The organism is Dechloromonas denitrificans (genome assembly GCF_001551835.1).
Classification (GTDB): domain Bacteria; phylum Pseudomonadota; class Gammaproteobacteria; order Burkholderiales; family Rhodocyclaceae; genus Azonexus; species Azonexus denitrificans.
This window is the reverse complement of sequence record NZ_LODL01000002.1, coordinates 120,342-147,127: the sequence shown is the minus strand read 5'-3', so window position 1 is coordinate 147,127 and position 26,786 is coordinate 120,342. Positions and strand designations below refer to the sequence as shown.

The window sequence follows — 26,786 nt, the reverse complement described above, 5'->3', positions numbered from 1 at the left end:
ACGCTTGGTTCGTTGGCGGCAACCAGCAATGTTACATAAAGCCAGCCGATTGCAACAATGTACATAGGGGGTGCCTCGCAGGGGCCTTAATTATGCATGCAAATGCATTGACAGGGCTGGGACGGGTATGCAGAATCCAGAAGCTCAAGCCCCCGACATATCAAAGAGAAGCCCATGGCGCAGCAGGGATCGAACAACAACGACGCATTTCTTGGTTCTGCCATGCAGTTCATGCAGGCCGGACAGAACGTGGCGCAGCAGTTCATGGAGTTTTTCGGCAAGGCCGGAAATCCAACCATGACCCAGCCGCCGGTGGCCGATCCGCAAGCCATGACCGAACTGCAGAAGCGCTTCACGGATCAGCAGATGTCGTTGTGGCAGTCGGTGCTGGCCAAGCAGCAGGGACAGCCGGAAAATTTCAAGGTGGCTCCGGAAGCAGGCGACCGTCGTTTCTCGGCGCCGGAATGGCGCGATAGCCCGATCTATGACTATCTGCATCAGGCCTATCTGCTGAACACCAAGTTCCTCAAGGAAATGGTCGAAATCATCCCGGCGACCGACGACAAGGCGCGCCATCGCATGCGTTTCCTGGCGCGCCAGATGACCGACGCGATGGCGCCGTCCAATTTTGCCGCAACCAATCCGGAATTCATCCAGCGCGCCCTGGAAACCAAGGGCCAGAGCATTACCGACGGCATCAACAACCTGATCAAGGATTTCGAGAAGGGTCGCATTTCGATGACCGACGAATCGGTCTTCGAGGTTGGCAAGAACATCGCGACGAGCGAAGGCGCCGTCGTCTTCGAAAACGACGTGATGCAGCTAATTCAGTACGCGCCGCTGACTCCCAAGGTCTGCACCCGGCCGCTGCTGGTCGTGCCGCCCTGCATCAACAAGTTCTACATCATGGACTTGCAGCCGGACAATTCGCTGATCCGCTTCATGGTCGAGCAGGGCAACACCGTCTTCCTCATTTCCTGGCGTAATCCGCAGGAAGCACTGGGCCATCTGACCTGGGACGATTACCTGGAAAACGGCCCGATTGCCTCCTTGAAAGTCATCAAGGAAATCACCAAGGTCAAGCAGGTCAATGCCCTTGGCTTCTGTGTCGGCGGCACCATCCTGACCTCGGCCCTGGCGGTGCTGAAGGCGCGCGGCGAGGATAGCGTTGCTTCGCTGACGCTGCTGACGACGCTGCTCGATTTTTCCGATACCGGCGAAATCGGCCTGTTCATCGACGACAACGGCCTGATGGCGCGCGAGTCGAGCATCGGCAAGGGCGGCCTGCTGCCGGCCCGCGACCTGGCGACGACCTTCTCGTTCCTGCGCGCCAATGATCTGGTCTGGAATTACGTGACCGGCAATTACCTGAAGGGCCAGAAGCCCCAGGCCTTCGATCTGCTGTACTGGAATTCCGATTCGACCAACCTGCCGGGGCCGTTTGCTTGCTGGTACATGCGCAATCTGTATCACGACAACAGTCTGCGCGTGCCGGGCAAGCTCGAGATGTGCGGCACCAAGGTCGATCTGGGTAGCCTGCAGATGCCGGTCTACCTGCTGGCGACGCGCGAAGACCATATCGTGCCCTGGCAGTCGGCCTACCAGAGCACCCGCATCCTGGGCGGCAATGTCCGCTTCGTGCTCGGTGCTTCCGGGCATATCGCCGGCGTCATCAATCCGGCAAGCAAGAACAAGCGTAGTTACTGGGTCAATGACGATGTGAAAATCGATGCCGAAGGCTGGTTGACCGCAGCAGAAGAGAAGAAGGGCAGCTGGTGGAACGATTGGGCTGTCTGGTTGAAGCCGTTGTCAGGAGAGCAGCGAGCACCGCGTAAACCGGGAAGTGCAAAATACAAGCCGATCGAACCGGCGCCCGGCCGTTATGTAAAGGAACGCGCGGTATAAAAACTTCTGAGCGAGGGTATAACAATGTCGCGAGTTGCACTGGTTACTGGAGGAATGGGCGGTCTCGGTGAGGCCGTCTGCATCAAGCTGGCTGCGCTGGGCTACAAGGTGGTGACCACCTATTCGCCGGGTAACGCCAAGGTTCAGGACTGGCTTAAGGCCATGAACAACATGGGCTACGGCTTCAAGGCCTACCCCTGCGACGTGACCGATTTTGAATCGGCACGCGTTTGTGTCGAGACGGTGACGGCCGAGGTCGGGCCGGTCGATGTGCTGGTCAATAATGCCGGTATCACGCGCGACATGACCTTCAAGAAAATGACCAAGGCGGACTGGGATGCGGTGATGCACACCAATCTCGACTCGGTCTTCAATATGACCAAGCAGGTCATGGATGGCATGCTGGAACGCAAGTGGGGCCGGGTCATCAATGTTTCGTCGGTCAACGGCCAGAAGGGCGCTTTCGGGCAGACCAACTATTCGGCGGCCAAGGCCGGCATGCACGGTTTTACCAAGGCGCTGGCCCTGGAAGTGGCCAAGCAAGGGGTGACGGTCAACACCATTTCGCCGGGCTATATCGGCACCAAGATGGTGACGGCGATCCCGCAGGAAATTCTTGATTCAAAAATTCTGCCGCAGATCCCGGTCAATCGACTGGGTAAGCCGGAAGAAATCGCCGGCCTCGTTGCCTACCTGTCTTCCGATGAGGCAGCGTTTGTGACCGGGGCCAATATTTCGATCAACGGCGGTCAGCACATGTACTGACCGGTGTTTTTTTAGCTGTATCAACAACAAGGAAGGAAAGACTATGACGCAACGTGTTGCTCTCGTTACCGGCGCTATGGGCGGTCTGGGTACCGCAATTTGCCAGGAACTGGCCAAGGCCGGTCACAAGGTGGTTGCCTCTTATCACCCGCAGTTCGACAACAAGGAAGAATGGCTGAAGGAAATGTCTGCCGCCGGCTTCAATGATTTCGTCTGTGTTCCTGGTGATGTTTCTTCTCTCGAAGATTGCCAGAAGATGGTTGCCGAAGCCGAAGCCGCTCTTGGCCAGGTCGATATTCTTGTGAACAACGCCGGTATCACCCGTGACCGCATGTTCGCCAAGATGGAAAAGGACGGCTGGGATGCAGTTATCGCCACCAACCTGACCTCGCTGTTCAACATGACCAAGCAAGTCTCTGCCAAGATGGCCGAGCGTGGCTGGGGTCGCATCATCAACATCTCCTCCGTCAACGGCGTCAAGGGTCAGGCTGGCCAGACCAACTACTCCGCTGCCAAGGCTGGTGTGATCGGCTTCACCAAGGCGCTGGCTGCCGAACTGGCCGCCAAGGGCGTGACCGTCAATGCCATCTGCCCGGGCTATGTCGCCACCAAGATGGTCATGGCAATCAAGCCGGAAGTGCTGCAAACCATCGTTGACTCCGTCCCGATGAAGCGTCTGGCCAAGCCGGAAGAAATCGGCGGCGCCTGTGCTTATCTGGCTTCTGACATTGCTGCCTTCATGACCGGCGCAACGATGAACATCAACGGTGGCTTGTACTACCAGTAATCGCTGTTTCGTGCAGAAATCGGCCTAAAATATTGCTGATTTTTTGCATTGCAGCACAAGCAGGCGCCTTCGGGCGCCTGTTTTTTCAGCTATAATGTTGCACTGCACACAAAATCGTTCAAGGATGGCAGCATGTCGGAACCGGTACGCCTGATCAAGAAATACCCCAACCGTCGTCTTTACGATACCAAGACGAGCGCCTACATCACGCTGGGGGACGTCAAGGATCTGGTCCTCAAGTTTGAGGTGTTCAAGGTACTGGATGCCAAGAGTGGCGAAGATCTGACGCGCAGCATCCTGCTCCAGATCATTCTCGAAGAAGAAACCGGCGGCATGCCGATGTTCTCGAGCGAGTTGCTCTCCGGCTTCATTCGTTTCTACGGTAGCGCCATGCAGGGCATGCTCGGCAAGTACCTGGAAAACAATATGAAGACCTTCGTCGATTTCCAGAATAAGCTGCAGGACCAGTCGCGCACCATGTACGGGGCTGGCGACAACACCCATATGCAGGCGGATTTCTGGAACCAGTTCCTGAATTTCCAGCAGCCGGCCATGCAGAGCATGATGACGGCCTACATGGACCAGTCGAAGAAGATGTTCCAGTCGATGCAGGATCAACTGCAAACACAGACGCGGACCATGTTCACCGGCTTCCAGGCGAATCCGGGCGACAAGGTCGACAAGTAACTATGCGCCGACGGATTCGGCAGCTGCTGAATCCGTCCTGTCCGATGCCGATAGTGCGTTGGCGAAAATGCCATTTTTGGGGCGTCTACCGCAGCAAATTGATTGGTTCAACCGGGGTCTTGCACCTTGGTCCAATTTTCAGCAAGCACAAAACCCAGACCGTTGCCCTCCGGCAGGTAAAGCCGGGCGCCACTGATCCGTGGCGCCTGGCCCGTATCCGCGGCCAGCCATTCGGCCGTGCCCAGACCGTGCACCGAGTTTGGGGCAATCGCCGCCGCCAGTTGGGCGCAGGCGAGCAGGCCGCAACTGCTTTCCAGGCTTGAGGTAACAATGCATTCGAGACCGGCGGCACGGGCACGTAATGCGATCTCCATGCTTTTCAGCAGTCCACCGTGGCGGGCCGGTTTGAGGACCAGTCGGTGTAGCGGCGGGTGGCGGAAGAAGGCCGGCGTCAGCAGGTGGCAGGACTCGTCGAGGGCCAGCGGAAAAGGCAGGCCGGCCTGGAGTTGAGCCAGTTCGTCCGGGACGGGATGGCGCAGCGGTTCCTCGATGCCTTCGATGGGCAAGGTGGTACAGGCTTGGAGAAATTGCCGGGCCTCGGGCAAGGACCAGGCGGCGTTGGCGTCGAGGCGCAGTTTGATCGTCGCCGGCAAGCCGGCGGCGAGTTCGCGCAGACGGGCAATTTCCTCTGCCGGCGCTGCCAGGCCCACCTTGATTTTCAGCACTTGAAAGCCGGCGTCAAGGCTCGCCTGAAGTGCCCCTTCGCTGAGGCCGGAAATTGCCCCCAAATTGCTGTTGACCGCCAGGCTGGCGACTGCCGGATCACCGCTCAGCCAGGCGTGCAGCGGCAGGCCGGCCGACTGGGCGACCAGGTCAAGATGCGCCATTTCTTCGGCGAAGGCCCGGGCTGCAGGCTCGTCGATGCCGAATTCCGGCAGTGGCGCACAGTCGCCCCAGCCGCTCAGGCTGCGATCGTTCCGCAGGCAGAGCAGTTTGCCCCGGCGCTCAAGGACTTGTCCCTGGCTGGTTTGCCAGGGGCGCTGCAGCGGCAAAACGTAGGGCAGCCAGTCGGCGGCGATGATGATCACGGACGCTTGCGATATTTGCCGAAATCCGGTGCCCGGCGTTCCAGCCAGGCGTTGCGTCCTTCCTGGCCTTCTTCGCTCATGTAGAAGAGGCCGGTGGCGTTGCCGGCCAGTTCCTGGATGCCGGCCAGGCCGTCGGTGTCGGCATTGAAGCCGGCCTTGATCATGCGTAGCGCCATCGGCGACAGTTGCAGCATCTGCCGGCACCAAGTGACGGTTTCCGCTTCCAGCTGGTCGACCGGGACGACGGCATTGATCAGGCCCCAGTCGAGGGCGGTGGTGGCATCGTACTGGCGGCAGAGCAGCCAGATTTCCTTGGCGCGTTTCATGCCGATGGTGCGGGCCATCAGGCCGGCGCCGAGGCCGGCGTCGAAGCTGCCGACGCGGGGGCCGGTCTGGCCGAAGCGGGCGTTGTCGCCGGCGATGGTCAGGTCGCAGACGAGATGCAGGACGTGGCCGCCGCCGATGGCGTAGCCGGCGACCATGGCGACCACCGGTTTCGGGCAGCGGCGAATCTGCATCTGCAGATCGAGGACGTTGAGATGCGGCGTGCCACCTTCATCGATATAGCCTTCGTCGCCGCGTACTTTCTGGTCGCCGCCGGCGCAGAACGCCTCGTCGCCGGCGCCGGTCAGGATGATGGCGCCGATGGCATTGTCGTGATGGGCGCGGTGGAAGGCGTCGATTAGCTGGCTGACGGTTTCCGGGCGGAAGGCGTTGCGGCGTTCCGGGCGGTTGATGGTGATCTTGGCGATGCCTTCCGCTGTTTCATAAAGGATATCGGAGTAGGTTTGGCTGCTGAGCCAGGTGATCGGCTGGGTGGTCATGATGCGGTTTCGGGTTGCGATGCCGCGAGTATAGCCGTGCTCGGGGGGGCGGCGATTTGAGCTGTGTCGCGCTTCCTATTCCTTTTGCGGGCCGGGGAGGAAGCGTGGGAAAATGCCGCTTCGCTATTGGGGATGTCATTGTGAGAGAACGCCGCCGTAACCACCGCTTCAACCTGCAAGGCAAGGTCCTGCTCGAACTGGGGGGGCAGCGCTTCGAGTTTCCGGCCGCCGATATTTCAGTGTCGGGGGTCGGCGTCATGCTCGATGTGGCAGTGCTTGGCGCCAAGCCGAGCGGGGCGGTCGGTATCTGCACCATCGAATCGCCCGATCTGGCTTGCCCGGTCGAGGCCTATGTCAGCGTGATGCGCATCCGCCGCGTCGGGCATCAGCATCTGGTCGGCCTGCGCTTCGAGTCGATCAGCGATGAGCAGTTGCAGGTTATCCAGGCTTACGAAAGCCTGCTGCGGGCGCGAAGTGCGAAACGTGCCGCCGGCCCGGTTTCGTCAACCTGAAGTAGTCCGTTAACTGGGGTGTGACTGGTCGTTCCTGCTGGCGCCTTGAGCCGGCGCCGCAAGAACGACCTTGAGCCGCGTCAGGCCTGGAAGAATGCTTCCAACTGGCTGAAGACGGCGTGATCGGCACCATGCCGCCGGACTGCGATGACGTCTTCCAGCTTTTCCAGTTGCTTGATCATTTGCGGCAGGCGCCCGTCTTCATTGACCAGCAGCCAGATGCGCGAATGTTGGCCGTTGCCGAGCGGCAGGCAGAGAATACCCTCGACGTTGTAGGCACGGCGCGAGAAGAGGCCGACGACGTGCGACATGACGCCGGGGTGGTTGTTAACGTTGATTTCGAGCACGGCGCGGGCCAGCGCCTGCTGTTCGTTGCGATGGATGGCGTTCATTTCAGTGTCCGATCATTTCGTGGTTGGCGGCGCCCGGCGGCACCATCGGGTAGACCTTCTGCTCGGCGTCGATGCTGGCGTGGATCAGGCAGGGGCCGGGGCGGGCGATGGCTTCCATCAGTGCGGCGCAGGGATTTGCCGCCTGGTCGAGGTCGACCGCAGCAATGCCGCAGCCTTTGGCGACCATGATGAAATCCGGCATGGCCTGGAACTGCGAGGCGAACAGCCGCTCGCCATAGAACAGCGTTTGCTGCTGGTGCACCAGGCCGAGGACTGCATTGTTCATCAGCACGATTTTCAGATTGACGTTCTGCTCGGCGGCGGTGACCAGTTCCTGGATATTCATCAGGATCGAACCGTCGCCGGTGAAGCAGACCACCGTTCGCTCGGGTTCGGCGAGGGCGGCGCCGATCGCCGCCGGGACGCCGAAGCCCATCGTGCCCAGTCCGCCGGAAGTCAGCCATTGGCGCGGCCGGCGCAGCGGGTAGGCCTGGGCGACCCACATCTGGTGCTGGCCGACGTCGGTGGCGATGATTGCCTCGTTGTCGAGGCAGGCGGCAACGGTGCGGATCAGGCCGAAGTGCGACAGCGGCTGCTCGGCATCCGGCATGTGGAAAGGAAACTCGGCCTGCAGGGCATGGATGCGGTCAACCCAGGTTTGGCGGGCATTTTCATTTACCACTGGGAGCAGGGCGGCAAGGGCCTGGCTGACATCGGCGGTGATGCCGATATGCGCTGTCTTGATCTTGTCGAGTTCGGCCGGGTCGATGTCGATGTGGATGATCTGCGCATGCCGGCAGAACTGCGCCACCTTCCCGGTCGCCCGGTCGTCGAAGCGGGCGCCGACGGCGATCAGTAGGTCGCACTCGTCGAGCGCCAGGTTGGTATAGCGCGCTCCATGCATGCCGAGCATGCCCAAGGACAACGGATGATCGACCGGCATCGCACCGAGCGCCATCAAGGTCATCACGGTTGGCAAATTGGCTTTTTCGGCGAGGTCGACCGCTAGACTGGCCGCCCCGGAATGAACGACGCCGCCGCCGAGGTAGAGCAGCGGGCGCTGGGCGGCATTGATCATCGCTGCGGTCGCCGCGATTGCCTCGTTAGCGGCGGTTGGTGCCGGGGTGGCCTGGCCGGGGGCCGGCCACTCGCTAACCTCGATGGCCTGCGCCTGGACGTCTTTCGGGATATCGATCAGCACCGGGCCGGGCCGGCCGGAGGCGGCGATCTGGAAGGCGCGGGGAATAACGGTCAGCAACTCCTCGACCGAAGAGACGAGGAAGTTGTGCTTGGTGATCGGGATCGACAGGCCGTAGGTGTCCACCTCCTGGAAGGCATCGGTGCCGATCATGGCGCGCGGCACCTGGCCGGTGATGGCGACCAGCGGGATCGAGTCGAGCTTGGCGTCGGCGATGGCGGTCAGCAGGTTGGTCGCGCCGGGGCCGGAGGAGGCCAGGCAGACGGCGGGCTGGCCGGTGGCGCGGGCCATGCCCTGGGCGATGAAGCCGGCGCCTTGTTCGTGACGGGCCAGCACATGGCGGATGGCGGTCGACTGTCCGAGGGCGTCGTAAATGGGCAGGATGGCGCCGCCCGGATAGCCGGTGACGATGCGGATGCCCTGGCGTTCGAGTAGCCGCACGGTGATCTGGGCGCCGGTGAGTGTTTCTGTCATGGAGGTTTCCTTTCGGTTGGTGGCTTGACCGGCGGGCTCCAAAACAAAACCCCCGCCGGTTTGCGCCGGCGGGGGTTGGGGAATTCTGTGCTGCTTCTGCTTACCCGATCCGCGACGGCGTGTCCGTAACGACACCTACGACGACTACGCGTACGACGACCGGCAGCACTGCGCGGGCAGTGTCGAGACGGAAGGCGGTGGCGTTGGACATGGTTGCGATGATCTGGGTGGGGAAAACAGGAAGGCGAACTATGGCGGAGAAAAAACAGAATTGCAAGCGCTATTCCGTAGGCAATCCGCAGAGGTTTGCCGAACCGGGCAGGAGGCTGGTTTCCCTTTGTTAAAGCAGGTAAATGCCGAGCCTATTACAACGTACTTAACTAAAATATATGGCGGTGTAGAATTTCATATTTACGCAGCATTTTGACCGCTGCCCCTGTTGTCTCCTGACCATCTAGGCTTTGCCATGTCCGAATTGCCTCACTTGCTTATTGTTGATAGCTCCAGAGTGGTTCGTGCTTCTCTGGCCAAGAATCTGAAAGGGCAGTTCGAAATCCGCGAGGAAAACAACGGCGAGTCGGCCTGGCAGACCCTGGTTCTCGACTCGTCGATTGTGGCGGTGATTGCCGGTATTTCCCTGCCGAAACTCGATGCTTATGGCTTGCTGGAAAGGCTGCGCGGCAACAAGCTCAGCCGCCTGAAGAACATTCCCTTTTTGTTGATCGCTTCCGAAACGATGGAAGAGGATATCCGCCAGCATGCGATGGCTTGCGGGGTGTCGGGGTTTGTCCCGAAAGGCGCCGGGGCGGCGGGAATTGTCCGCATCGTCAGAAACCTTCTGGCACCCGCCACTCAGGAGACGCTTCCCAAGCCGGCCGTTGTCCGGCCGCCCGTCCCGGCTGAGGCCAGTTGTCTGGGGGCTGATCTCGGGGTCAGCGACATATTCGGGCCGCTCGACAAGGTGGCCGGCATCGTTTCCCGAAAATCCGCCAGCCGGGTGCCTCGGCGCGAATCGCCTTCTTCGGCACTGGTCTCGCGTGCCGAGATCGAGGCGCGCCTGAATACCTTGTTGGCCACGGACGCCAGCCTGCGCGGCGTTGGCCTGCTGGTGTTCGGGATGGATGGCTATGGCGGACTGGTCAAGCGCTTTGGCCCAGAGATGGCCAACCGTATCGAGGCGAAGTTCGCTCAGTTGCTCGGCGGGAAACTCCGGGCCGGCGACAGCATTGCGCAAGTGGCGGCCGACCGGATCGTCATCCTTGCTTCGGAGACCAACCTGAAGTTGTGCTCGGCATTTGCCGAACGCATCTGCAAACGCCTTGCGGCGGCCGAGGTCAGTGTCGGTGGGCGGCGGGTCGAGATGACGGTCAGTGTCGGGGTGGTCAGTTTCCCCGAGGAGGGCGATCGCCTGAAGGGTGGTGAACTGCTGGGTATGGCCGAGCGACGCCTGGAAATGGCTGTCAAGGCCGGCGGCAACCAGGTGGTGGCCGGCAAGCTCGAGCAGGAAAAGGTGCTGCAGTGCTTCAACGAATTGCTCGGTAAAGGCGCTGCCGCCGAGATGCTGGCGCCGCATCTGGGTCAGGTTGGCCTGCTCATGCTGCCTTTGCTCAAACAACTGGAAGACTCGTTTCGTTTTGGCCTGCCGATCGAGAAAATGGAACAGTTGCTGCGCGAGCGCGCCAAGAGCGAGCCGGCACTCGGTTAATAAAAAAGCCGGCTGAGCCGGCTTTGGTCATTTCTGCATCAGGCGCTGAGCGGAATCTTGCCGATCTTGACCTGCCATTCCTTGGGGCCGGTGTTGTGCACACTGATCCCTGACGAGTCGACCGCAACAGTCACCGGCATGTTCTCGACATCGAATTCGTAGATCGCTTCCATGCCCAGATCGGCGAAGCCAACGACCTTGGCCGACTTGATCGCCTTGGCGACCAGGTAGGCGGCGCCGCCGACAGCCATCAGGTAGGCTGACTTGTTGTCCTTGATCGCCTCGATGGCGACCGGGCCGCGCTCGGACTTGCCGATCATCGAGATCAGGCCGGTCTGTTCGAGCATCATCCGGGTGAACTTGTCCATCCGCGTGCCGGTGGTCGGGCCGGCTGGGCCGACGACTTCGTCACGCACTGGATCGACCGGGCCGACGTAGTAAATGACGCGATTGGTGAAGTCGACCGGCAGCTTTTCGCCCTTGGCCAGCATGTCGGCAATGCGCTTGTGGGCGGCATCGCGGCCGGTCAGCATCTTGCCGTTGAGGAGCAGTTTCTGGCCCGGTTTCCAGGCAGCAACTTCTTCCTTGGTCAGGGTGTTCAGGTTGACTTGCGTCGCCGCCTTGAGATCCGGTGTCCAGGTGACGGCCGGCCAGTCTTCCAGCTTCGGCGGTTCGAGCTTGGCCGGGCCGGAGCCATCGAGATGGAAATGGCAATGGCGGGTCGCGGCGCAGTTCGGGACCAGCGCAACCGGCAGGTTGGCAGCGTGGCAGGGGTAATCCAGCACCTTGACATCGAGCACGGTGGTCAGGCCGCCCAGGCCTTGGGCGCCGACGCCGAGTGCGTTGATCTTTTCCATCAGCTCGAGGCGCAGTTCTTCCGGACGGGTCAGCTTGGCGCCGCTGGCGGCCTTGGCTTTCAGTTCATGGATGTCGACCGGCGCCATGATCGATTCCTTGGCCAGCAGCATGGCCTTTTCCGGCGTGCCGCCGATGCCGATGCCGATGATGCCGGGCGGACACCAGCCGGCACCCATTTCCGGGATCTTCTTCAGGACCCAGTCGACCAGATCGTCGGACGGGTTGAGCATGGCGAACTTGGACTTGGCTTCGGAACCGCCGCCCTTGGCGGCACAGATCACTTCGACGTGGTGGCCTTCGACGATCTCGAAGTGCACGACGGCCGGGGTGTTGTCCTTGGTGTTCTTGCGGGCACCTGCCGGGTCGGCCAGCACCGAGGCGCGTAGCGGATTGTCCGGGTTGCCGTAGGCGCGACGCACGCCCTCGTTGATCATTTCCTGGATGCTCATCGTGGCATCCGGCCAGGTGACCTGCATGCCGACCTTGATGAAGACCATGCCGATGCCGGTATCCTGACAGATCGGGCGGTGGCCTTCGGCGGACATCCGGGAATTGGTCAGGATCTGGGCAATGGCGTCCTTGGCAGCGGGGGATTCCTCGCGGTCGTAGGCTTCACCGAGCGCCTTGATGTAATCGAGCGGGTGGTAGTAGCTGATGTACTGGAAGGCATCGGCAACGGACTGGATCAGGTCTTCCTGTTTGATGGCGGTCATGCGCAACTCCGGGTCAGTGATGTTTCTGGTGTTGAAGAGCGAGGGTCTGGGTCATGGTCTTGTCGACAATGGCCATGATCAGGGCGGAGAAAAGGAATACGACGTGGATCAGGACCTGCCACATCAGCGTATGCTGGGACAGGTTGGCGGCATTGATGAAGCTTTTCAGCAGGTGGATCGACGAGATACCGATGATCGCCGTCGAAAGCTTGATCTTGAGTACGCCGGCATTGACGTGCGACAGCCATTCCGGCTGGTCCGGGTGGTTTTCGAGGTCGAGGCGGGAAACGAAAGTTTCGTAGCCGCCGACAATAACCATGACGAGCAGGTTGGCGATCATCACCACGTCGATCAGGCCGAGGACAACCAGCATGACCTCTGTTTCGCTGAGGTGAGCGGTGTCGAAGGCGTTATGGACGAGATGGCTCAGTTCGACCATGAACAGCCAGCAATAGACCAACTGGGCGACGATCAGGCCGATGTAGAGGGGGGCTTGAATCCAGCGGCTGGAAAAAATGAAGGATTCGAGGAATTTGACAGGTGAGCGCATCGTGCGGGTCGTTTGTTGCAAAGGGCGGGAGTTTACCACGCGCCTGCAGCGTCCTCCGGATATGCCGAATTGCTGCGCTGCAGCGTGATTCCGTAAGGCCTTTGTAAGATTATCAACGTCTAATGCCGCCTCAACGCTGGCGAGGGGAATGCTAAAGGTCTCCAGCTTGCGCGGCTTTAATAATCCCGGGTTAGAACCCGAGATCCGATCGGTTGTTTCAACATAATTGCGAAGTACCGCAGAGGAGAAGAATATGTCGAATGAGTCCGTGCAGCTTATTTATCCGTCTGACGAAATCGTCAAAAACGCGGCGGTTTCCGGGATGGACGCCTATCGGGCGCTGTGCGCGGAAGCTGAGGCCGACTACGAAGGTTTCTGGGCCAGGCACGCCCGGGAGCTGGTCACCTGGAAGCAGCCGTTCACCCAGGTGCTTGACGAGTCCAATGCCCCCTTCTTCAAATGGTTTGCCGATGGCAAACTGAACGTTTCCTACAACTGCCTCGACCGTAACGTCGAAGCCGGTCTCGGCGACAAGGTCGCGATAATTTTCGAAGCCGACAACGGCGACGTCACCAAGGTCACCTACAAGGAACTGCTGGTCAAGGTCTGCAAGATGGCCAACCTGCTGCGTTCCAAGGGTGTCAAGAAGGGTGATCGCGTTGTCATCTATCTGCCGATGACCATCGAAGGCGTTGTCGCCATGCAGGCTTGTGCCCGCGTCGGCGCCATCCACTCCATCGTTTTCGGCGGCTTCTCCGCCCAGTCCCTGCGCGACCGCATGCACGATGCCGGCGCCGTCATGCTGATCACCTCCGACGGCCAGTTCCGCGGCGGCAAGGCCATTCCGCTGAAGCCGATCGCTGACGAAGCTTTCGGCATGGGTGGTTGTGAATGCGTCAAGAACGTCATCGTCTTTAAGCGCACCGGCGCCGACGTCAACATGGTTGCCGGCCGCGACGAGTGGCTGCACGATGCCCTGGCCAATCAGCCGGAAACCTGCGAACCGGAATGGGTCGAAGCCGAACATCCGCTGTTCCTGCTCTACACCTCGGGCTCCACCGGCAAGCCGAAGGGGGTTCAGCACTCGACCGGCGGCTACCTGCTGCACGCCATCCTGACCATGAAGTACACCTTCGACATCAAGCCGGAAGATACCTTCTGGTGTACGGCCGACATCGGCTGGGTGACGGGTCATACCTACATCACCTACGGCCCGCTGGCCTGCGGCGCCACCGAAATCGTTTTCGAAGGCGTGCCGACCTATCCGGATGCCGGCCGTTTCTGGAAGGTGATCCAGGACCACAAGGTCAACATCTTCTACACCGCCCCGACCGCGATCCGTTCCCTGATCAAGGCGGCCGACAACAACCCGGCCATCCATCCGAAGGCCTACGACCTGTCGTCGCTGCGCATCCTCGGTTCGGTCGGCGAGCCGATCAATCCGGCCGCCTGGCAGTGGTACTACGACAACGTCGGCGGCGGTCGCTGCCCGATCGTCGATACCTTCTGGCAGACCGAAACCGGTGGCCACATGATCACCCCGCTGCCGGGCGCCACGCCGCTGGTGCCGGGTTCCTGCACGCTGCCGTTCCCCGGCATCCAGGCCGCCATCGTCGATGAAACCGGTGCCGACGTGCCTTGGGGCCAGGGCGGTATCCTGGTCGTCAAGCGTCCGTGGCCGTCGATGATCCGTACCATCTGGGGCGACGACGAGCGCTTCGTCAAGTCCTACTACCCGGCCGACTTCCAGGGCAAGTACTACCTGGCTGGCGACGGTGCGATCCGCGACAAGGACACCGGCTATTTCACCATTACCGGCCGTATCGACGACGTGCTGAACGTTTCCGGTCACCGCATGGGCACGATGGAAATCGAATCGGCGCTGGTTGCCAACCCGCTGGTCGCCGAAGCTGCCGTTGTCGGCCGTCCGGATGATCTGACCGGTGAAGCGATTGTCGCTTTCGTCGTACTCAAGGGCCAGCGCCCGACTGGTGACGACGCCAAGCGCATCATCAAGGAACTGTCCGACTGGGTCGGCAAGGAGATCGGTCCGATCGCCAAGCCGAAGGACATCCGTTTCGGTGACAACCTGCCGAAGACCCGTTCGGGCAAGATCATGCGCCGTCTGCTGCGTGGTCTGGCCAAGGGCGAGGAGCTGACGCAAGACACCTCGACGCTGGAAAATCCGGCCATTCTGGAACAACTGAAGGGTTAAGGAATGTCCCCGGGTTTCGGCTTCGCCCAAACCCGGTCATTCCGGAAGCAACCGCAGAGTTGCTCCCCTGTGTTCCTGTATGAGCCAAAGAGGCGGCGAGCTTGCCACGCTGCCTCTAACGACTAAAAGGCAAGGAGGAGACAATGGTCGCCCATAAGGTGGCCTCCCGTGTGGTCGCATCAGACTGCATGCCAACAGCGGCTGGCACGCTTTGCGTGTCAGCCGTTTTCTATTTTCGGAGGGTGCGATGAAGCGCGCGAGTCTGTCGCGGCAACGCCTGGCGGCGCTCGGCCTGCTCGGCCTGCCTTTGCTGACCTACCCACTGCTCGGGCTGCCGAGCGGCAGTTGGGCCGGTATTCCGGCCGGCTACCTCTATCTGTTCGGCGTCTGGGCCGGGCTGATCGCACTCGCCGCCTGGGTGGCCGAACGGAAGGGGCCGTAAGTGCTGCTTTCCGGCTGGTTCATCGCGCTGCTGGCCACCGGCTATCTCGCCCTGCTGTTTGCTGTCGCCCGTTTCGGCGATGCGCGGGCTGATGCCGGCAAGTCGATTATCTCGGCCAATGTTTATGCCTTGTCGCTGGCGGTCTATTGCACCTCGTGGACTTTTTACGGCAGCGTCGGGCGCGCCACGTCCGGTGGGCTGTCCTTCCTGACCATCTATCTCGGACCGACGCTGATGCTGCTCTTCGCGGGCGTCATCCTGAAAATGGTGCGGATCAGCAAGGTGCACCGCATCACCTCGATTGCCGACTTCATCGCCTCGCGCTACGGCAAGAGCCAGTTGCTGGCCGGCCTGGTGACGGTGATCGCGGTGGTCGGCGTCGTACCCTATATCGCCTTGCAGCTAAAGGCCATTTCGGCCAGCCTGGCCGTGCTGTTTGCGCAGGCCGGGAACGACTTGTTCCCGTGGTGGCTGGATACGACTTTCCTGATCGCCATCGTCCTGGCCCTGTTCACCATCTGGTTCGGCACCCGCCATCTCGATGCGACCGAGCGCCACGAGGGCATGGTGGCGGCGGTGGCTTTCGAGTCGGTGGTCAAGCTGCTTGCCTTCATCGCCGTCGGCCTGTTTGTCACCTATGGCATTTTCGGCGGCATGGGCGATCTCTTTCAGCGCGCTGCAGCCTCGCCGGAACTGGTTCGTCTCTTGTCGCTGGATACCGGCCGAGCCGGGACGTGGACGGCGATGGTCCTGCTCTCGGGGCTGGCCATCATCTTTCTGCCGCGCCAGTTCCAGATCATCGTCGTCGAGAATGTCGATGAGTCGCACTTGCGGCGGGCCGTCTGGCTGTTTCCGCTTTATCTGCTGCTGATCAATATATTCGTGTTGCCGATTGCTCTTGGCGGTTTGCTGCATTTTCAGGGGCAGGCCGTCAATCCGGATACGTTCGTGCTGACCCTGCCGCTGGCTCACGGGGCGCATGGACTGGCGCTGCTTGTCTTCATCGGCGGCCTGTCGGCGGCGACCGGCATGGTCATCGTCGAAACCATCGCCTTGTCGACCATGGTCTGCAATGATCTGGTGATGCCGTGGTTGCTGCGGTCGACCTGGCTGCAGGCCGAAAAACGGCAGGATCTGTCGGGGCTGCTGATCGGCATCCGGCGGGCCGCCATCGCGCTGATTCTGCTGCTCGGCTACATCTATTTCCGCGCCGCCGGCGAAGCCTATGCGCTGGTCGGCATCGGGCTGATTTCCTTCGCCGCCGTCGCCCAGTTTGCCCCGGCCATGTTCGGTGGCATGTACTGGAAGCAGGGTACGCGGGCCGGCGCCGTGGCCGGGCTGCTCGGCGGTTTCGCCGTCTGGCTCTACACGCTGTTGCTGCCGTCGTTTGCCAAGTCGCACTGGATCGGCGGCGGCTTTGTCGAGGAAGGCTTGCTTGGACTTGGCTGGTTGAAGGCACAGGCGCTGTTCGGTTTATCCGGGCTGGATGAAATCTCGCACTGCCTGCTGTGGAGCCTGTTCACCAACATCGGCCTGTATGTCGTGGTGTCGCTCAATTCGCGGCCGGATGCGACCGAGGCACGGCAGGCAGAGCGCTTCGTCGATATATTCCGCCATGCCGGCCGCGAGGCCGATGCACGTCTGTGGCGGGGCAGCGCCTCGGTCGAGCAACTTGTCGCTTTGCTCGAACGCTTTCTCGGGCCGGCCCGCGCCCGCCAGCAAATGGCGGCCTATGCAGCCAGCCGGCAGATTGCCGACTGGAAAAGAATGCCGGCCGACGCCGATTTCGTACATTTCGCCGAGGCCGAACTGGCCGGGGCGATCGGCTCGGCCAGCGCCCGCGTCATGGTCGCTTCGGTGGCGCAGGAAGAGGATCTCGGGCTCGACGAGGTGCTCGATATTCTCGACGAGGCAACCCAGGTGCGTGCCTACAGTCGCGAACTGGAGGTCAAGCAGCACGAACTGCAGGCGGCGACCGGCGAGTTGCGGGCGGCCAATGACCGTCTGCGCGAACTCGACCGGATGAAGGACGATTTCATCTCGACCGTGACCCACGAACTGCGCACGCCGCTGACCTCTATCCGTGCCCTGTCCGAAATGCTGCATGACGACCCGCGGCTGGAGCTGAGCGATCGCAAGAGTTTTCTCGGCATCATCGTGGGCGAGGCGGAGCGCCTGACCCGCTTGATCAACCAGATTCTCGACATGGCCAAGCTCGAATCCGGTCGTGCCGAATGGACGACCGGCGAGGTCGATATCGGCGAGGTGGTGCGCGAGGCGATGGATGCGCTCGGCCAGCTTTTTCGCGACAAAAACGTCGCGCTGGAAGGCGATATTCCGGTCCCGGGCCCGGTCGTGCTGGCCGATCGCGACCGGCTGACCCAGGTCATGATCAATCTGCTGTCGAATGCCGTGAAGTTTGTTCCAGGCGGCAGCGGCCGGGTGCAGGTGAGGGTGGCGGTGGCCGGCCAGCGGGTCCGGGTCGAGGTAGCGGACAACGGCCCGGGTTTGACGGCCGAGGAATGCACCGTCATTTTTGAAAAATTCCGTCAGGGTGGAAACACGTTGACCGACAAACCGCAGGGCACCGGTCTGGGCCTGCCGATCAGCCGTCAGATCGTCGAATATTTTGGTGGTAATCTGTGGGTCGAAAGTCGGCCCGGAGCAGGCGCGAATTTCATTTTCACGGTGCCCTTGCCGGCATCGGAGGAATAACAAGGGAGACAAAAGACATGAGCAAAAAAATCCTTATCGTCGATGACGAACCCAACATCATCATTTCGCTCGAATTCCTGATGAAGAAGGAAGGCTTCGAGATCGCCGTCGCCGGCGATGGCGACGAAGCGCTGGCCAAGGTTGCCAGCTTCGCGCCCGACCTGGTCCTGCTCGACGTGATGATGCCGAAAAAATCCGGCTACGAAGTCTGCGAAGCGCTGCGTGCCGACCCGGCCCGGGCAGGCCTGCTGATCGTCATGCTGACTGCCAAGGGGCGCGATACCGAAGTTGCCAAGGGGCTGGCCATCGGGGCCGATGCCTATGTCACCAAGCCGTTTTCGACCAAGGACCTGGTGGCCAAGGTGAAAGGCATGCTCGGGGTGGCCTGAGCCGGAATGGCGCCGCCCGGAGGCCCGGCCTCCGAGTGCTGCGGTCGACGGCCTCGCCAGGCCAAAAATCATCGGGATCACTGCCATGAAGGCTAAACATCGTTTCATCTTTGCCGTAGGCGTTCTCGGTCTGCTGATGACCGGGCCGTTCGTCGTCACCTCGCTGCTCGTTTGGCTGGACATGAAGGAGGCCGAGCGCAACATGCTGATGGAGTTGCTGCTGTCGCGCCTGCCGGTCGGCACGATGATGACGCTGTTCGGCTTCGTGGTCGGCGTCATCGTGCTGCACAAGCTGTTCAAGCAGTATGTCGAAGGGTTGTTGCGGATGGCCGAAACGCTCCGCCTGATGCTGGGCGCCAACCGCGATTTCCGGGTGACTCTGGAAGGGCCGCCCGAAGTGCAGCAACTGGCGCGCGCCGCCAACGATCTGGCGCAGCAGCGCGATGCCTTGATGGACGACGTCGATGCACAGATTGCCCGGGCCAAGGCGTCGGTCGAGGAGGAGAAAAACCGGCTGGCGGCGCTGATGTCGGAACTGGCCCAGGCCGTCGTCGTCTGCAACCTCGATGGCCGCATCCTGCTCTACAACAACCGCGCCCGGCTGCAGTTCAAGGCCCTGGCCCAGGGCCCGACCTCGGTGTCGGGCGGAGCGTTGATCGGCCTCGGTCGGTCGATTTTCTCGATTCTCGAAAAGAACCAGGTCCAACACGCCCAGGAAGTCATTCACCAGCGCCTGGCAGCCGGCAAGACGGCGCTCTCCAACTTCATCACGACGACGCGTGGCGGCCAGTTGCTGCGTGCCCAGATGGTGCCGGTGTTGTCAGCCGCTGCCGGTGAGGGCGAAGCGGCGATGAGCGGCTACGTGCTGACGGTCGAAAACATCACGCGCAGCATCGAGCAGGAAGCCCGTCGCGATCAGGCCCTGCATTCGCTGACCGAGGGCAGCCGTTCGGCACTGGGTAGCATCCGCGCCGCGGTGACCAACCTGATCGATTACCCGGACATGGAACTGGACCTGCGTGAGCGCTTCGTCAAGGTGATCGACGACGAGGTGGCCCGGATGAGCCAGCGTCTCGACCAGACCATGGTCGAGTTTTCCGATTCGATGAAGACGCGTTGGCCGCTCGAGGATGTCCTCGGCATCGACATCATCGCCGCCGCCCAGCGTCGGATCGACGAAAAGCTCAAGCTGGCGACGAAGACCGAAGAACTGGACGACGCGCTGTGGATCAAGGCCGACAGTTTTTCCCTGGTTTTCGCGCTGCTCAGCCTGGCGGCCAAGCTGCAGGATCATTACGAGCCGCGCGAACTGCGTTTCCGTCTGACTTCCGAAGGCAAGCTGGCCTACCTCGATCTGATCTGGGCCGGCGCCGCGATGTCGTCGGAAACCTTCTACACTTGGGAAATGGAGACGATGCACGTGGCCGGCGAGAACTCGCCGCTGACGCTGCGCGACGTCATCGACCGGCATGGCGGCGAAATCTGGTATCAGCGCGAAAAGGCGGCGCACCGGGCCTTCTTCCGCTTCGTGCTGCCGGTTGCCACGCCGGAGATCGCCAACGAGGACGAGGAGCGCAAGCGCGGCAGCGGGCGGCCGGAATACTACGATTTCGACCTCTTCAATTTTGCCGACAAGTCGATCGACCTCGACACCAAGCTGAGCGAACTGACCTACACCGTGTTCGATACTGAAACGACCGGTCTGGAGCCATCGAACGGCGACGAAATCATCCAGATCGGCGCGACGCGCATCGTCAATAACCGCCTGCTGCGTCAGGAAGTTTTCAACCAGATCGTCGACCCCGAGCGGCCGCTGCGCCCGGAGGGCATCCCGATCCATGGCATCACCGAAGACATGGTGCGCGGCCAGCCCAATATCGACATCGTGCTGCCGGCCTTTCACGAGTTTTGCGAAGACACCGTGCTGATTGCCCACAACGCAGCCTTCGACATGCGTTTCCTGCAGTTGAAGGAGGAGCGCACCGGCATCCGCTTCACCCAGCCGGTGCTCGATACCTTGCTGCTCTCGGCGGTGGTGCACCCGAACCAGGAGTCGCACAAGCTCGACGTCATTCTGGAACGGCTCGGCATCCAGATCGACAAGCGGCACAACGCGCTGGAAGACGCACTGGCGACCGCCGCCGTTTTCCTGAAGCTGGTGCCTTTGCTGGCCGATCAGGGCATCGTCACCGTCCGTCAGGCGCTCGAAGCCTCGGAAAAAACCTATTACGCCCGGATCAAGTACTGAGGTGCGTTCCACCATCGAAACCTGGCTGCCCTGCCAGCAACTGACCAGCCTCGAAGCGCAGTTGCAGAACTTGGCTGAGCCGGCCGAGGCACCGGTGCTGGCCGGGCGCATCGGCGAACTGTGCCGGATACTGGCGGCCGGTGGCGCGAGCGGGCCGCTGGTCAGCCGGCTGGTTTCCTGCCTCAATGACCGGTTGACCGCAGCAGTCGTTCGCCTGCTTGCCCGGCGCCATCGCTTGCCGCCGGTTGCCTGGTGCTGGCTGGCGCTCGGTTCGGAAGGGCGGCAGGAGCAGACCTTCGTCACCGACCAGGATAACGGCCTGGTCTTCAACGCTGCCGACAACCAGGAGGCGGCGGCGTTGCGCGCGCTGTTTTTGCCCTTTGCCGAGGACGTCAATCGGCAGCTTGCCGAATGCGGCTTTGCCTTGTGCACTGGCCAGATCATGGCCGGCAATCCGGCCTGGTGCCTGTCGCTCGACGAATGGCGGGAGCAGTTCATCGAGTGGGTGCGCCGCCCGGAACCGGCCGCCTTGCTCAACGCCAGCATCTTTTTTGATTTCCGGCCGTTGTGCGGCGCGCTCGAACTGGGCGATGCGCTACGCAAACTGCTCCTCTCGCTGACCGTCGATACCCCGTCCTTCCTGCACCTGATGGCGGCCAACGCCGTGCAGGCCGAGGCGCCGCTCAACTTTCGCGGCGAGGTGGCGCTCGATGCGGAAGGGCAGCTGGATCTGAAAAAATTCGGCAGCCGGATCTTTGTCGATGCGGCGCGTATTTTCGCGCTGGCGGCCGGCGTGCCGGCCGTCAATTCGAGCCAGCGCCTGCACCAGGCCGGCGCCGCCGCCGGCTTGCAGGCTGACGAGATTGCCGCGGTCGACGGTGCTTTTTCGCACATTTTGCGCCTGCGCCTGCAGCAACAGATGGCTGACGCCACGGCGGGCAAGGCCGCCGGTTACGCCCTGAAGCCGGCCGAGTTGAACGAGGTCGATCGGGCGATCCTGCGCGAGTCGCTGAAACAGGCACGGCGACTGCAATTGCGCCTCAAGCTAAACTATGCACTCTGAGAAGAAGAGGTTGTCGTGAATACACAAACAGAACAAGCGACCATGAATCCGCTGGAAACCTCGCTGCGCCAGGAAGGGCGCCGTCGCGTCGCCGGCAATACCCTGGCCTTTTTAAAGAATCACGCGCCCTTCGACAAGATGGGTGCCGAGGCGCTGCAGGTTTTTGCCGACAAGGCGCAACTGGCCTTTCACCCGGCCGGCAGCGAAATTGTCGGGCCGGCTGCCGGCAACGTCCGCTTCTTCTACCTGATCGAATCCGGCAAGGTGCAGGCGCGCCAGGCCGGCGAGGTGACGGTGACCGAATATTCCATCCTCAGCCTCGGAGCCGGGGAGAGCTTTCCAATCGGTGCGGTGACCGCCGGCCGGCCATCGACCAATACCTACACGGCGGTCGAAGACACCTTCTGCTACCAGTTGCCGGCCGAGGATTTCCTGCGCCTGATGGCGAGCAGTCCGGAATTCAACCTGTTTTGCACGCAATACATCGCCAGCCTGCTCGACCAGTCGAGGCGCCAGTTGCAATTGCAGTTCGCCCAGCGGGCCAGCGAACAGCAGACGCTGAATTCGCCGCTGGCCGGCATCGGCTCGCGCTCGCCGGTGTCGGTGGCGCCCGAGACGCCGCTGCGGGCGGCGCTGGAAAAAATGTCGCAGGCCGGGGTCGGCTCGCTCGTCATCGCCGGCGAAGACCGCCAGCCGGTCGGCGTTTTTACCCGATCCGACCTGCTCGACCGGGTCGTGCTGGCCGATCTGCCGCACGACGTGCCGATCAGCCAGGCGATGTCGGCCAACCCGTTCAAGCTGGAAGAACATGCCACGGCCTACGACGCCATGCTGGCCATGGCCACCCACGGTATTCGCCACGTGCTGGTGACCGATGCCGAGGGCAAGCTGACCGGCGTCGTTTCCGAGCGCGACCTGTTTGCGCTGCAACGAGTCGGCCTGCGCCAGATACGCCAGTCCATCGAAGGGGCGCACAACGTCGAGGCGCTGCAGCACGCGGCGGCCGATGTCCGGCAACTGGCCTTCAACATGCTGGCCCAAGGCGTCGGTGCCGAGCAACTGACCCAGTTCATTTCGGCCTTGAACGATGCGCTGACCCGCCGCGTCATCCAGCTCAATCTCGACAAGCACAATTTCGAGGGCATCGACTGGGCCTGGCTGGCTTTCGGTTCGGAGGGCCGCGACGAGCAGACCTTCAGTACCGACCAGGATAACGGCATCGTTTTCGCCTGCCCCGACACGGACGCGGTCGACGCGCTGCGCCAGCGTTTTCTGGCCTATGCCCTGGACGTCAACAAGGATCTCGACCGTTGCGGCTTCCCGCTGTGCAAGGGCAACATCATGGCCAGCAACCCGCAGTGGTGCCTGACTCTGGACGAGTGGCGCGATCAGTTCAGCAACTGGATCCGCGTGCCGCAGCCGGAAGCGCTGCTCAATGCGACCATCTTCTTCGACTTCCGGCCGCTGTTCGGCAAGATCGAACTGGCCGAGTCGATGCGCCGCCACCTGCTGGCCCAGACTTCGTCCAACCCGATGTTCCTGCGCGCCATGGCGCACAATGCGCTCGATGTCGAACCGCCGCTCGGCAAGATCCGCGATTTCCTGACCGATCTCGAGCCGGACCAGCCGGGCAAGATCGACCTCAAGAAATACGGCTCGCGTATCTTTGTCGATGTCGCGCGCATCTACGCGCTGGCCACCGGCGTCCATAACACCAACTCGGTGCAGCGCCTGCGTCTGGCCTCCAAGCGGCTGTCGATTCGCGACGAGGAAATCAATGCCATCCTCGAAGGCCTCGACTTCATCCAGTTGCTGCGCCTGCAGCACCAGTATCTGGAAGGCGAGCCGGGCACGCAGGGCGACAACCTGATCAACCCGGATACGCTGAACGAGCTGGATCGCCGCATCCTGAAGGAATCCTTCCGCCAGGCGCGCAAGCTCCAGACCCGCCTCAAACTCGATTACCAGGTGAATTGAGCATGTTCAGCCTCAAGAAGCTTCTCTTCAAGGCCGGCTCGCCCGAACACCTGCCGGACGATGTGCGGGCCGCCATCGAGGCCTGGCGGAACTTGCCGGCGCCGGAGCTCGACGACGCGCATTTTCATGTCCGTTACCTGGTCATCGACATTGTCAGCACCGGCCTCAATCCGGACAGCGACGAGCTGCTCGGCATCGCCGCCACCGCGGTTAGCCAGGGGGGCATGGTGCAGCCGGAAGACGCCTTCTATCTCGACTTCGCCAGCTTCGATGGTGATAGTGCTACGGTCGACCGTCAATTAATGGCCTTTTTGCAATTCGCCGCCAAGGCACCGCTGGTCACTTACCATGTGCCCTATGTCGGCGGCTTCCTGCAGCGCCTGTACAAGGAACGGCTGGGGATCAATTTCGAGCCGCAATGGGTCGATCTGGCCTGGCTGTTGCCGGTGATGTTCGAGGAGAAGTCGCACACCCTGCTACCGCTCGATCAATGGCTCGAACTGTTCGGGCTGGAGGCCGGCGGGGCCCGGCGCGATGCGATGGCCAACACACTGATGCTGGCCCGCCTGTTCCAGATGCTGCTGGTCCGGGTGACCGACAAGGACATCACGACCGCCGCCCGGCTGATCGATGAATCGCGGGCCAGCAGTTTCCTGCGCCGGACGCACTGAGCACGCCGCATGTTCGGTTCCCTGACCAAACTGCAACGTTACTACCTCTACTACACAGCTAGTTTCCTGCTGTTTATCGGGGCGCTTGCCGTGCTCGAGCAGCACGGCATGCCGCCACGCTGGATCGGTTACGCCTTCCTCTTCTTCACCATCTCGATGTACGCGGTGATCGGCATCATGAGCCGGACCTCGGATGTCTCCGAGTACTACGTTGCCGGCCGCAGCGTTCCCGCCTTCTTCAACGGCATGGCGACCGGCGCCGACTGGATGAGCGCCGCCTCCTTCATCGGTCTGGCGGGCACGCTCTACCTCTCCGGCCATCAGGGATTGGCCTACGTGATCGGCTGGACCGGCGGCTTCGTGCTGGTCGCCTTGCTGCTGGCGCCTTATCTGCGCCGCTTCGGCGAATACACCATCCCGGACTTTCTTGGCGCCCGCTACGGCGGCAACGCCATCCGACTGGTCGCCGTGGCGGCGGCGATTCTCGCTTCCTTCGTTTATGTCGTCGCCCAGATCTACGGTGTTGGTGTCATCACCAGCCGCTTCGTTAGCCTGCAATTCGAGATCGGCGTCTTCGTCGGCCTGGCCGGCATCCTCGTCTGCTCCTTCCTCGGCGGCATGCGAGCCGTAACCTGGACGCAGGTCGCGCAATACGTGATCCTGATCATCGCCTACATTACGCCGGTCGCCATCCTCTCCTACAACGTCACCGGCAACCCGGTGCCGCAACTGGTTTACGGCAAGGTGCTGCAGGAAGTCGGGCGACTCGAAGAGCGCCTGTTCGATACGCCGGCCGAAATCGAGGTGCGCAAGCTTTACCGGGAACGGGCTGATCTCTACGCCCAGAAAATCATGCAGTTGCCGCATTCGCTGAGCCACGAACGCGAACAACTGTCGCAGCGCATCAATGAAATGAAGAACAGCGATACGCAGATGAAAGACATCGTCGCGCTTGAAAAGCAGCGTCGCGATATGCCGCATGATCCGGAACAGGCCAAGGCGCGCTGGGAAAGTGCGATGTTTTCGGCGGTCGACCGCAGCAAGCCGCCCATTCATCACGCCGAAGCCTTTCCCGGCGATGATGCCGAGCAGCAACTGATACAGCGCATCAATTTCCTTGCCCTCATTTTCTGTCTAACGGTCGGTACCGCCGCCTTGCCGCATGTGCTGACCCGCTACTACACCACGCCGACGGTCAGTCAGGCCCGCGACTCAGTCTTCTGGTCGCTGCTCTTCATCCTGCTGCTCTACATCACGGCACCGGCCTATGCCGTCTTTGCCAAGTACGAGGTGCTGTCGCACCTCGTTGAAATTCCCATCGCCAAGTTGCCCGGCTGGGTTGCGGCGTGGGCCAAGGTCGGCCTGGTCAGTATCGAGGACATCAACGGCGATGGCATCCTGCAAATTGCCGAGCTGTCGATGAATCCCGACGTGATCGTCCTTGCCACCCCGGAAATCGCCGGCATGCCCTACGTGGTGTCCGGATTGGTGGCGGCAGGCGGGCTGGCCGCCGCATTGTCGACGGCCGATGGCCTGTTGCTGACCATTACCACGGCGCTGTCGCACGACGTCTATTACCGCATCGTCCGCCCCGATGCCTCGACCCAGTTACGCCTCGTCATCTCCAAGTCGCTGCTCTTGGTGGTTGCCGTACTGGCCGCCACGGTTGCCGCACAAAAGCCGGGCACCATCCTCTCGATGGTGGCCTGGGCCTTCTCGATTGCCGGTTCTGCCTTCTTTCCGGCACTGGTCCTCGGTATTTTCTGGAACCGTGCAACGCGGGCCGGCGCCCTCTCAGGCATGCTGGTCGGCTCGCTGCTTTCCATCTATTACATCCTGCGTGTCGAGTTCGACAGCATCCCCTGGCTGGGCATCAGCGGCTTCAACATGGTGCCGTGGTTCCATGTCCACTCGACATCGGCCGGGCTCTTTGGCGTGCTGGCAGGATTCTTGACGATTGTCGTCGTCAGCCTGTTCACCAAACCCGATCCACAGGCTACCAGCTTTCTGCAGGGAATCCGCTGCAGCAGCGACAGGGAGGGCAGGGCGTGAGACCGAGCAGCGATGCCTATTGGCGCCAGACCAAACGTCTGACCCTCGCCTTGTTGCTGCTCTGGATCGCGCTGACCTTCGTAATGAACTGGTTTGCCCGCGAACTCAACGACTTAACTTTCCTCGATTTCCCGCTCGGCTTCTACATGGATGCCCAGGGCCTGCTGCTGATCTATCTGGCCATCATCTGGTACTACAACCGCCGCATGCGCAAACTGGATGCCAAATACGGCATCGAAGACAAGTAAGCCTAGGTTGCAATGTTGTTCCTGATCGCGGCGCTCCGCGCAATCATCGAAATGCTTGGACTTTGCCTGATCGGGCAGGGCATGCTGGCGCTACTGGCCGGCCCTAAAAGGCAGGCAAATCCGATTTATCAGCTATTCGCCCTGATTACCCACGCTCCTCGCCGAGTTGTTGCCCATCTGCTGCCCAAAGCGGCCGGTGAAAAAACGATTGGCATATGTTGTTTTGTAGTGTTGTTCTGCCTGTGGATTGGCCTGGCTCTAATGCGGAAGTTTGTTTGACTATTCCGATCCGCTTGCTATAATGCGCG

23 protein-coding genes are annotated in these 26,786 nt (G+C 61.6%); 17 read left to right on the top strand and 6 right to left on the bottom strand.

Translation table 11 applies throughout. The features are described from left to right. Positions 1 to 174: 174 nt before the first annotated feature. The 4 genes from phaC (at position 175) to phaR (ending at position 4,144) form a co-directional block, all read left to right on the top strand. Positions 175 to 1,905, top strand: a complete 1,731-nt coding sequence (gene phaC / locus AT959_RS00640; RefSeq protein WP_066879385.1) for a class I poly(R)-hydroxyalkanoic acid synthase — start codon at positions 175 to 177, stop codon at positions 1,903 to 1,905. Between the two features lie 24 nt (positions 1,906 to 1,929). Beyond that, on the top strand, positions 1,930 to 2,670 hold the full coding sequence (gene phbB, locus AT959_RS00635; protein WP_066879382.1) for an acetoacetyl-CoA reductase: 741 nt from the start codon (positions 1,930 to 1,932) through the stop codon (positions 2,668 to 2,670). Positions 2,671 to 2,713: 43 nt separating this feature from the next. Continuing rightward, positions 2,714 to 3,457 carry an acetoacetyl-CoA reductase gene (gene phbB / locus AT959_RS00630; protein WP_066879379.1) on the top strand — a complete coding sequence of 248 codons (744 nt, stop codon included), beginning with the start codon at positions 2,714 to 2,716 and terminating at the stop codon, positions 3,455 to 3,457. 132 nt (positions 3,458 to 3,589) lie between these two features. Then, entirely contained in the window at positions 3,590 to 4,144 is a 555-nt protein-coding gene (gene phaR, locus AT959_RS00625) for a polyhydroxyalkanoate synthesis repressor PhaR (protein WP_066879493.1), read from the top strand. A 107-nt stretch (positions 4,145 to 4,251) separates the two neighbouring features. On the opposite strand, the gene menC is transcribed toward phaR, so the two are convergent. After that, positions 4,252 to 5,232: an o-succinylbenzoate synthase gene (gene menC, locus AT959_RS00620; RefSeq protein ID WP_083518127.1), complete on the bottom strand. Its 981-nt coding sequence runs from the start codon at positions 5,230 to 5,232 to the stop codon at positions 4,252 to 4,254. Then, positions 5,229 to 6,056, bottom strand: a complete 828-nt coding sequence (menB, locus tag AT959_RS00615; protein ID WP_066879376.1) for a 1,4-dihydroxy-2-naphthoyl-CoA synthase — start codon at positions 6,054 to 6,056, stop codon at positions 5,229 to 5,231. The genes menC and menB overlap by 4 nt, the downstream gene beginning before the upstream one ends. Positions 6,057 to 6,196: 140 nt before the next feature. On the opposite strand from menB, the gene AT959_RS00610 reads away from it, so the two are divergent. Continuing rightward, positions 6,197 to 6,568: a PilZ domain-containing protein gene (locus tag AT959_RS00610; RefSeq protein WP_066879373.1), complete on the top strand. Its 372-nt coding sequence runs from the start codon at positions 6,197 to 6,199 to the stop codon at positions 6,566 to 6,568. 80 nt (positions 6,569 to 6,648) lie between these two features. Here AT959_RS00610 and ilvN read toward each other — a convergent pair whose 3' ends face one another. Beyond that, on the bottom strand, positions 6,649 to 6,960 hold the full coding sequence (ilvN, locus tag AT959_RS00605; protein ID WP_066879370.1) for an acetolactate synthase small subunit: 312 nt from the start codon (positions 6,958 to 6,960) through the stop codon (positions 6,649 to 6,651). A gap of 1 nt (position 6,961) precedes the next feature. Beyond that, positions 6,962 to 8,632: an acetolactate synthase large subunit gene (gene ilvB, locus AT959_RS00600; protein WP_066879367.1), complete on the bottom strand. Its 1,671-nt coding sequence runs from the start codon at positions 8,630 to 8,632 to the stop codon at positions 6,962 to 6,964. Positions 8,633 to 9,098: 466 nt separating this feature from the next. Here ilvB and AT959_RS00595 point away from each other — a divergent pair, with 466 nt between their 5' ends. Continuing rightward, a complete protein-coding gene (locus AT959_RS00595) occupies positions 9,099 to 10,337 on the top strand; it encodes a GGDEF domain-containing response regulator (protein WP_083518125.1) in 1,239 nt (412 codons plus the stop codon). A gap of 38 nt (positions 10,338 to 10,375) precedes the next feature. Here the strand turns inward: AT959_RS00595 and AT959_RS00590 are convergent, their stop codons facing one another. Both AT959_RS00590 and AT959_RS00585 read right to left on the bottom strand, forming a co-directional pair. After that, complete coding sequence (locus AT959_RS00590; RefSeq protein WP_066879360.1) at positions 10,376 to 11,908, bottom strand: fumarate hydratase; 1,533 nt, start codon at positions 11,906 to 11,908, stop codon at positions 10,376 to 10,378. A gap of 13 nt (positions 11,909 to 11,921) precedes the next feature. Next, a complete protein-coding gene (locus tag AT959_RS00585) occupies positions 11,922 to 12,458 on the bottom strand; it encodes a TIGR00645 family protein (protein ID WP_066879357.1) in 537 nt (178 codons plus the stop codon). Between the two features lie 253 nt (positions 12,459 to 12,711). Here AT959_RS00585 and acs point away from each other — a divergent pair, with 253 nt between their 5' ends. From acs to AT959_RS00530, 11 genes are all read left to right on the top strand, one after another. Beyond that, on the top strand, positions 12,712 to 14,673 hold the full coding sequence (gene acs, locus AT959_RS00580) for an acetate--CoA ligase (protein WP_066879354.1): 1,962 nt from the start codon (positions 12,712 to 12,714) through the stop codon (positions 14,671 to 14,673). 247 nt (positions 14,674 to 14,920) lie between these two features. Beyond that, positions 14,921 to 15,115, top strand: a complete 195-nt coding sequence (locus tag AT959_RS00575) for a hypothetical protein (RefSeq protein WP_066879350.1) — start codon at positions 14,921 to 14,923, stop codon at positions 15,113 to 15,115. Positions 15,116 to 15,118: 3 nt separating this feature from the next. Next, a complete protein-coding gene (locus AT959_RS00570; protein ID WP_066879487.1) occupies positions 15,119 to 17,830 on the top strand; it encodes a sensor histidine kinase in 2,712 nt (903 codons plus the stop codon). 17 nt (positions 17,831 to 17,847) lie between these two features. Next, positions 17,848 to 18,219: a response regulator transcription factor gene (locus AT959_RS00565; protein WP_066879348.1), complete on the top strand. Its 372-nt coding sequence runs from the start codon at positions 17,848 to 17,850 to the stop codon at positions 18,217 to 18,219. Positions 18,220 to 18,304: 85 nt separating this feature from the next. Continuing rightward, positions 18,305 to 20,467 carry an exonuclease domain-containing protein gene (locus tag AT959_RS00560; protein ID WP_066879343.1) on the top strand — a complete coding sequence of 721 codons (2,163 nt, stop codon included), beginning with the start codon at positions 18,305 to 18,307 and terminating at the stop codon, positions 20,465 to 20,467. A 1-nt stretch (position 20,468) separates the two neighbouring features. Further along, positions 20,469 to 21,530 (top strand): DUF294 nucleotidyltransferase-like domain-containing protein, encoded by a 1,062-nt coding sequence (locus AT959_RS00555; RefSeq protein WP_066879340.1) that lies wholly within the window; start codon positions 20,469 to 20,471, stop codon positions 21,528 to 21,530. A gap of 42 nt (positions 21,531 to 21,572) precedes the next feature. Then, entirely contained in the window at positions 21,573 to 23,507 is a 1,935-nt protein-coding gene (locus AT959_RS00550) for a DUF294 nucleotidyltransferase-like domain-containing protein (RefSeq protein ID WP_066879337.1), read from the top strand. A gap of 2 nt (positions 23,508 to 23,509) precedes the next feature. Next, positions 23,510 to 24,178 carry a 3'-5' exonuclease family protein gene (locus AT959_RS00545; RefSeq protein WP_066879333.1) on the top strand — a complete coding sequence of 223 codons (669 nt, stop codon included), beginning with the start codon at positions 23,510 to 23,512 and terminating at the stop codon, positions 24,176 to 24,178. A gap of 9 nt (positions 24,179 to 24,187) precedes the next feature. Beyond that, on the top strand, positions 24,188 to 26,230 hold the full coding sequence (locus tag AT959_RS00540; protein ID WP_066879329.1) for a sodium:solute symporter family protein: 2,043 nt from the start codon (positions 24,188 to 24,190) through the stop codon (positions 26,228 to 26,230). Further along, entirely contained in the window at positions 26,227 to 26,478 is a 252-nt protein-coding gene (locus tag AT959_RS00535) for a DUF4212 domain-containing protein (protein ID WP_066879326.1), read from the top strand. Before AT959_RS00540 ends, AT959_RS00535 begins: the two co-directional genes overlap by 4 nt. A gap of 12 nt (positions 26,479 to 26,490) precedes the next feature. Beyond that, positions 26,491 to 26,757 (top strand): hypothetical protein, encoded by a 267-nt coding sequence (locus tag AT959_RS00530; protein ID WP_066879323.1) that lies wholly within the window; start codon positions 26,491 to 26,493, stop codon positions 26,755 to 26,757. Positions 26,758 to 26,786: the final 29 nt, after the last annotated feature.

Excerpts from the sequence above, each read along its gene's own strand:
- phaC (WP_066879385.1), top strand. The coding sequence starts at position 175 with ATGGCGCAGCAGGGATCGAACAACAACGACGCATTTCTTGGTTCTGCC.
- phbB (WP_066879382.1), top strand. The coding sequence starts at position 1,930 with ATGTCGCGAGTTGCACTGGTTACTGGAGGAATGGGCGGTCTCGGTGAG.
- phbB (WP_066879379.1), top strand. The coding sequence starts at position 2,714 with ATGACGCAACGTGTTGCTCTCGTTACCGGCGCTATGGGCGGTCTGGGT.
- phaR (WP_066879493.1), top strand. The coding sequence starts at position 3,590 with ATGTCGGAACCGGTACGCCTGATCAAGAAATACCCCAACCGTCGTCTT.
- menB (WP_066879376.1), bottom strand. The coding sequence starts at position 6,056 with ATGACCACCCAGCCGATCACCTGGCTCAGCAGCCAAACCTACTCCGAT.
- ilvN (WP_066879370.1), bottom strand. The coding sequence starts at position 6,960 with ATGAACGCCATCCATCGCAACGAACAGCAGGCGCTGGCCCGCGCCGTG.
- ilvB (WP_066879367.1), bottom strand. The coding sequence starts at position 8,632 with ATGACAGAAACACTCACCGGCGCCCAGATCACCGTGCGGCTACTCGAA.
- AT959_RS00595 (WP_083518125.1), top strand. The coding sequence starts at position 9,099 with ATGTCCGAATTGCCTCACTTGCTTATTGTTGATAGCTCCAGAGTGGTT.
- AT959_RS00590 (WP_066879360.1), bottom strand. The coding sequence starts at position 11,908 with ATGACCGCCATCAAACAGGAAGACCTGATCCAGTCCGTTGCCGATGCC.
- AT959_RS00585 (WP_066879357.1), bottom strand. The coding sequence starts at position 12,458 with ATGCGCTCACCTGTCAAATTCCTCGAATCCTTCATTTTTTCCAGCCGC.
- acs (WP_066879354.1), top strand. The coding sequence starts at position 12,712 with ATGTCGAATGAGTCCGTGCAGCTTATTTATCCGTCTGACGAAATCGTC.
- AT959_RS00575 (WP_066879350.1), top strand. The coding sequence starts at position 14,921 with ATGAAGCGCGCGAGTCTGTCGCGGCAACGCCTGGCGGCGCTCGGCCTG.
- AT959_RS00565 (WP_066879348.1), top strand. The coding sequence starts at position 17,848 with ATGAGCAAAAAAATCCTTATCGTCGATGACGAACCCAACATCATCATT.
- AT959_RS00560 (WP_066879343.1), top strand. The coding sequence starts at position 18,305 with ATGAAGGCTAAACATCGTTTCATCTTTGCCGTAGGCGTTCTCGGTCTG.
- AT959_RS00550 (WP_066879337.1), top strand. The coding sequence starts at position 21,573 with ATGAATCCGCTGGAAACCTCGCTGCGCCAGGAAGGGCGCCGTCGCGTC.
- AT959_RS00545 (WP_066879333.1), top strand. The coding sequence starts at position 23,510 with ATGTTCAGCCTCAAGAAGCTTCTCTTCAAGGCCGGCTCGCCCGAACAC.
- AT959_RS00540 (WP_066879329.1), top strand. The coding sequence starts at position 24,188 with ATGTTCGGTTCCCTGACCAAACTGCAACGTTACTACCTCTACTACACA.
- AT959_RS00530 (WP_066879323.1), top strand. The coding sequence starts at position 26,491 with ATGTTGTTCCTGATCGCGGCGCTCCGCGCAATCATCGAAATGCTTGGA.